The following is a 6,408-nucleotide window of genomic DNA, read 5'->3' as shown; positions in this document are numbered from 1 at the left end:
CGGCGGTATTGGTGAAGGAATGGCCTGTGGTCTGGCTGTCAATGTGTTGCGCCAGCAACACACCCTGGGTGTTATCCAACGTCTGGCTGGTCGTAGTCAGTCGGGTTTTGGCTTCAAGATGGCCGTGGGTGTTTTGCAGGCTTTTCCCGACCGTTAATGTGGTCATACCGCCCGTGGCGGCAATAGTCCCCTGTCGGTTATCCAGCTCAGAGGCAGTCAGCCAGAGATGTTGCCCGGCAGCCAGATGACCCGCCTGATTATCCAGCGTATCTTTAACCGTTAACGTCAAATTGCCGTTTTGGGCCGCCACCAGATGACCTTCTCGGTTATCCACGGTCGAGGCGTCCATGTTGAGGTGACCATTGCCCGCTATCGTGCCGCCCTGATTATTCAGTGTGTTGACCGTCAGCGACAGGTTATCGGCGCCCGCTTGTTGCATCACGCCCTGCTGATGGTTCAGGGTGTCGGCGGTGACCGTGATTTTGTTCGCCCGGGTGACGGCGTGATTCAGTTGTAAATCATGAGCCTGTATCGTCAGGGCGCCGTTGGTGAGCAACTGGCCCTGATGGCCCAGCCAGTGTCGGGTGTTCAGTGAAAGTGCGCCCTGACCGGCCAGTTGCACCGTCCCCTGGGTGTTATCGGCCTGATGCGCGGTGAGATGCAGGTCCTCGCCCTGACTGGCAATCGTGCCCTGACGGTTATTAAGCCGGTCAGTGGTGAGGGTCAATGTCCCCTGATTGAACACGGTCCCCTTATGGTTATTCAGGGTGCGGGTATGGAGCGTCAGTTCACCGCTGCCGGTCTGGTTAATTTTTCCCTGCTGGTTGGATAAATCCGGTGTGGTGAGGTGGATTTCCCGCGCCACTAACTGGCCGCCGTCGTTGTTAAACTGACCCGGTGTACTGGCGGTCAGGCGGTCTGCGTTAACCGTGGCGTGTGCGGTGCTTATTCCCGGCTGGCCGGCGGTCAGCTGAATGTTACCCGCCACGGTTTGACTGTGGCTGAGGTCAATCTGCTGGCTGTGCAGGGTCAGCCTGTCGGTGGCCAGATTTTTCCCGTTAGCCTGAACCTGCTGCGCGGTCAGGGTCAGGGAGCCGGGGCGGGTGGTGTGGCCGTTATCATCCAGTCCGGCGGCCCAGACACTGTGGCGGTCACTCTGTATCGCCTGTGCCGTGGCCGTAATATCCCCGCGTGCCTCAACCCGACCACGATTGTTCAGGTGTTCGCCTGATTGCAGGGTCACCGTCGATTGCGACAGCAGTTTGCCCTGATTGTCTATCCCGGCGGTACTGGTTAATTGCAGGGCATCCCGGCTGCTGATAGTGCCCCGGTTCTCAATCCGGCCGTCGGCGGTGAGGCGCACTTCCCCCGCCGGTACCCCGATGTCGCCGGCGTTACGTACCCCGACGCCGGCTTCGGTGCCGACCAGGATAATTTTATGCGCATACATCCCGCCTAACGCTGCGCTGTCCAGCGCGAACAGCGGGGGTTTCTCATCCTCTGCCGCAGATTTTTTCTCAATATGCTGGTGCGCGGCATCCACGCGATTGCGCCCGGTGGTCACTTTCAGGTCCTGCGCGTGTAATTTGGCGTTGAGGGCAACCGCACGGGCAATGATGTCGGTGTAATTTTGCTGCCGGCTGTCCATCCCTTGCCCCTCAATCCGCACTTCGCCCTGATTAACGTCAAAGCCTTTCAGGTGACCCTGCTCCATCCGGGCCTCACCCGTAGTGAGCGTGGTGCGGTGGGCGTTGATAAAGCCACAGCCGTTACAGGTAATGCCGGACGGATTGGCAATCACCACCTCGGCTTTGCGTCCGGCCACTTCAATCCAGCCGTTAAGGTGACTGGGGTCACGACTGTTGACTTCGTTAAGAATAACGCTGGCTTCCCCTTTGGCGAGCCACGGATTCCCGGCCACCATCCCGCCCAGCTGGGTCTCGGTTGCTTTTGCGCTGTTATTGAGGATAACCCCGTGTTTATCGACATCAAACTGGCGATAGGTATTGTGGGAAACGCCCGCAGCGCTGGGGGTCTGGATATTGACCTGCGGGGTACCGTTGGCACTGGAAATAATGGTCGGTTGTTGATGACCCGGCGCCTGTCCATCGGCCACCATCGCCGCCTGTGCGGTGAGTGAAATCCCGCCCAAAGCCAGTAATAAACTCAGCCGTAATGCCGTGAAGCGGCAAAGTCGTTGAGCCGATGGCCGACTACGGCGGCGGGCGGTGCTCCCTTGCCCAGCCGTGGCAATCTCGGCCACCACCATCGGCAGATTTCGGGCGCGGTTAAAGATAATACGATATAAGTGTTTATTCATAACATGGGTTCCACGCACAGGCTACAGGTTGGCAGCCGGTTAGGTTGAATTAGTACTGCCAGTACAGATTGAATCCGGTGGTGACCGGGGAAGTTTGGAAACCGGCGGGTTTGGACAGCGGGATGCCGACAAACAGGTCATAGTTCAGACCTTTCAGACGGCCCCGCCAGCCCAGGGCACTGCCCGCCAGGTGTTTACCGAGCAGGGCTTCACTGCCCGGGCCGCCCACTTCACCGTAATCAAGTGCCAGATACAGCGATTGCCCGTGCAGCGGGGTATGCCAGTCCAGCTCGTTACGGCTGTCCCAGCCCCGGTCAGCCGATAAGGTCAGCTCGCCGTCAAAGCCGCGGACTGTCCAGCGTCCACCCAGGGAAAACTGGTCCTGGGGCGTGAGCGGGGTGGGACTTATCTGGCGCAGGTATTGGGTTTGATAAGAAAAAGGCTGGGAAAATAATCGCAGGGGACCGGACAGGGTGGCGGAAAACTGGATGATTTTCGATAACGCGGTCCCGGTATGTTGGCACTCTTCCGGGGCCGGTTGGGCGCCAAACCAGCGCATCCCCTGCTGGTAAGTCACACCGGTATCCAGCGTGGCACTGCCGATGTCATGACGGTGGGACAGGCCCAGTTTCCAGCCCGCGGTTTCCCGATGCTGAACCGCGATTTCGGTGTCATCAATAAAATTGCGGGCGGTGCGACGATAGATTTCGCTGTTTAACGTGGTTTTCTGCTGGTCGTTACGGTACAAAACCCGGCTGAGCTGGACGGACAGGTTGTGGCTTTTGCCCCGGTATTGTATCGCCTGATTTAGTCCGGCTATCGTCTGGTGATAATCGTAATGACTGGCGGTCATCCCCGCCATCCAGTAGCCAAAGGGCAGTGAGTAATGCAGGGTGTCGTTCTGGCTGCCCTGACCGGCGACGGTGTGGATATCGCGCCCGGCAGAGACATAGAACAAATCACTTAATGCCAGCGGGTTATCCAGATAGAAGGTGAATCCGCCCTGATAGCGCCCGGTGCTTTGCGTGCCTGAATCATCCCAATAGGAGGCTAATCGCCAGTGCCGGGACTGACGCCAGTCCAGCACAATATCGCTCTCGCCCGGTTGCTCATCCGGCTCAATGCGCATATTGGCCTGAACGGTCGGCACGCGTTGCAGGTTTTCCAGTCCCTGCTCAATATCCCGTAAATCTAATAGCTTACCTTCACGGGCGGGGAACGGGGTTATCCGCTGGATATGACGTCCGCTGTCAGGGGTGTAACGGATGTGGCGGATGTTGCCCGGTATCACGACCAATTTTAAGGTCCCGGAATTCAGGTCCTGAGCGGGGGCCAGGATTCGGCTGGTGACATAGCCGGAGTCGATGAGCCGGTTTTGTAACCGGTTCATTAATTGGTTAATGCCCTGAGTACCGAGGCAGTGGTGTTCGCCCTGGCGTGCCAGTCGCGTCAGGGGCAGCCAGTGCGGGAAATTCTCCGTGCCTGTCAGGGTGACCCGGGTCAGGGGAAAACAGCCGGCTTCCGCCGGAAAGGCGGCGGGCACAGTTTTTTCCGGTACCGACAGGCGAACATCCGCAGGGGGGGAAGCCAGTTGAGCCTCCAGCGCTTGCTGACGTGCCTGTTGATGAATGAGTTGTTGATCTGCCATGTCGGCAGCCTGACTGCCTGAAGCCAGGCTACAAAAAACTGCCAATACCAAAATACCGCTTTTCATTGTTGCTTAATCCCACAAATTTCGCAGCGGTATTAACCCTAAATTTCACTTAGCGATCAATGTTCGGGGTTGATTATTAGCCTGATAACTAAAAGCGGGGATTTGGTTAAGATAGCAGCAAAAACAGGGGGTTATATTTTAAAACAAAAAACAGGCCAATGTTATTATTCTGTTACAAAATATATAAAAAATGCATTAATATTAATCATTTAATAACCAATGTTAATAATTTCAAATTAATTTTACTTTTTTGTTTAATTATGTGACGCAGATCACAAAAACAGATCTCATTTCAGACAAAAGTCACTTGCAAAAAGAGGATTTTTGTTATTGCACGAACAGGTAAAAACCTTTCCCTCTGTCTGGCAATGCTGAGGCAATATCACAGCAATTGCGTTACTCTGATAGCTGAAACGTTTTGTGCTGTACGTTCTTCTGTTGGGCAGTGGATAAATGAATTGAAAAAAACTAAATCTCATCTGCTGTTTTTACCGGTTTATTCACCTAAGACTAATTATCTGAAATCATACGTTGCCAATATACGTAGTAATTATTGGAAAAAATAAATCAATTTATATTTGCCGCTTCCCCCTTTCCAGAGAGACAAATGAACAGTAAAAATGTAGTGGTATTATGTAAAATTATTTAATAAAAAATCCAATTTAATATTTCCCAATCATTGATAACGTTATTTTCGAGCAATAAAACGCTTAAAAGATCAAATTAATTATTACCTTTGTGACTAATATTTCAATATAACATTTCTGCAACAATGCATTTTGCCATGAGCAACAAATTAGCCTACATAAACACCTATCAGGATAAGCGCTTATAACTCATTTATTCTTGTATTAATTCATACAAATTACAACTCACCACCAACAAAAAATACAATTGAATATTATCCTATTATTGATAAAGTGCTCCCCCGAAAAACAAAGCGCTTAAAGAAATTCAATTCATTTCTATTTATTTAAAAAGGATTAATATATGAACTTACAAGAAACCCTGAATAACGAAGATTATTCTGATAATAAAGACTACAACAAAGAACTGATTAACGGCTCGTTTAATGAAGGATACAAAGGCTGGAGAATCCCAGCCCCTGAATCAGTAAAAATCTTATCTGAAAATGGCGTTCACTTTATCAGAATCCAAAGCGTTACTGGTTCTGGCGTCATTGATCAAATTATCGAAGGATTAGAACCTAACACTAAATATAAATTAACAGGTACAGCGCGCGTATCAGCAGAATGGGCTTCATCAGCTTATTTTGGTTTACAGAGTCGCACCGATGGCCCCAACTCTTTTGCTGTAAACAGCACCGATTTTACAACGGGATCGATAGAATTAAGCACAGATCAAGAGGGACTTTTACGCGTTTACTTGTTGAAAGACCAGGTTGGCCCTCGACCAGACGGAGAAACCGCTGACTTTACCGGTTTTGTTTTAGAGAAAGCCTAAACATTTAGCTTCGACATAGTTTGATATTAAAACACCCGCAGCTCACCGCTCTGGGTGTTTTAATACTATAGCCATTGATATTATATTATTATTCACCTTATTTCTTCTCTAAATATAGCTATACCCTTCATCTTTCAAGCTGCTGCTTTGTTGGCTGCGTTCACTTGCCACCGCACTGCGGCTTGAAATCTATTAGGTATAAAGTTCCGATACAATATCCTAATCACTATTTTTGTATTCATTAATACAAATCCAACTCTCAATCACAAAAAAATAAGATTGAATATTTACCTATTATTGATAAAGTATTTGTTGAAAAAAATCATTAAGAAAAACTCAATGATTACTCGTTCAGATAAGGATTAATATTATGAGAATAAAAAGATTGCTAAACAACGAAAACTTTTCAAATATAAAAAATGCTAATGAAGAGCTGGTTAATGGTTCATTTAATGAAGGATACCGTGGCTGGAGAATATCAAATCCTGACACTATAGAAATTTCATCCGAGAATGGCGTTAATTTTCTTAGCATCCAAAACTATTCCAGCGCTGGTGTCATTGATCAAATTATAACAGGACTGGAACCTAACGTTAGATATAGACTGACAGGTACAGCACGCTTATCGACAAAACAAAGACCCCAAAGAGCTTTGTCAGCTTATTTTGGTTTACAGAATCGCACATTTGGCCCTGAATCTTTTGCCGTAAATAGCTTCAATTTTACGGTCGGTTCAGTTGAATTAAACACAGATGAAGAAGGGCTTTTACGTGTTTATATGCTGAAAGACCAACTTGTGGGCCTTCCAGAAGAAGCAACCGCTGACTTTACGGGTTTTATTTTAGAAAGGGCAAGCATCTGACTTTGATATATCACACCCGAAGCACATTGCTTCGGGTGTTTTAAACAC

The 6,408-nt window shown here is 49.5% G+C and carries 4 protein-coding genes; 2 read left to right on the top strand and 2 right to left on the bottom strand.

What is annotated here, in order from left to right; all coding sequences use genetic code 11:
* Positions 1 to 2,320: two-partner secretion domain-containing protein (locus AM629_RS08175; RefSeq protein WP_152911984.1), on the bottom strand; the 2,320-nt coding region annotated here is incomplete at its 3' end.
* A 49-nt stretch (positions 2,321 to 2,369) separates the two neighbouring features.
* Complete coding sequence (locus AM629_RS08170; protein ID WP_054477890.1) at positions 2,370 to 4,034, bottom strand: ShlB/FhaC/HecB family hemolysin secretion/activation protein; 1,665 nt, start codon at positions 4,032 to 4,034, stop codon at positions 2,370 to 2,372.
* A 990-nt stretch (positions 4,035 to 5,024) separates the two neighbouring features.
* Between AM629_RS08170 and AM629_RS08160 the strand changes: the two genes are divergently transcribed.
* Positions 5,025 to 5,498: a carbohydrate binding domain-containing protein gene (locus AM629_RS08160; protein ID WP_054477886.1), complete on the top strand. Its 474-nt coding sequence runs from the start codon at positions 5,025 to 5,027 to the stop codon at positions 5,496 to 5,498.
* A gap of 370 nt (positions 5,499 to 5,868) precedes the next feature.
* On the top strand, positions 5,869 to 6,360 hold the full coding sequence (locus AM629_RS08155; RefSeq protein WP_054477884.1) for a carbohydrate binding domain-containing protein: 492 nt from the start codon (positions 5,869 to 5,871) through the stop codon (positions 6,358 to 6,360).
* The last annotated feature ends 48 nt before the right edge of the window (positions 6,361 to 6,408 follow it).

The organism is Photorhabdus heterorhabditis, from assembly GCF_001280945.1.
Taxonomy (GTDB): Bacteria; Pseudomonadota; Gammaproteobacteria; order Enterobacterales; family Enterobacteriaceae; genus Photorhabdus; species Photorhabdus heterorhabditis.
The sequence above is the reverse complement of the archived record's forward strand: the minus strand, read 5'-3'. Positions and strand labels throughout refer to the sequence as shown.

Excerpts from the sequence above, each read along its gene's own strand:
- AM629_RS08155 (WP_054477884.1), top strand. The coding sequence starts at position 5,869 with ATGAGAATAAAAAGATTGCTAAACAACGAAAACTTTTCAAATATAAAA.
- AM629_RS08160 (WP_054477886.1), top strand. The coding sequence starts at position 5,025 with ATGAACTTACAAGAAACCCTGAATAACGAAGATTATTCTGATAATAAA.
- AM629_RS08170 (WP_054477890.1), bottom strand. The coding sequence starts at position 4,034 with ATGAAAAGCGGTATTTTGGTATTGGCAGTTTTTTGTAGCCTGGCTTCA.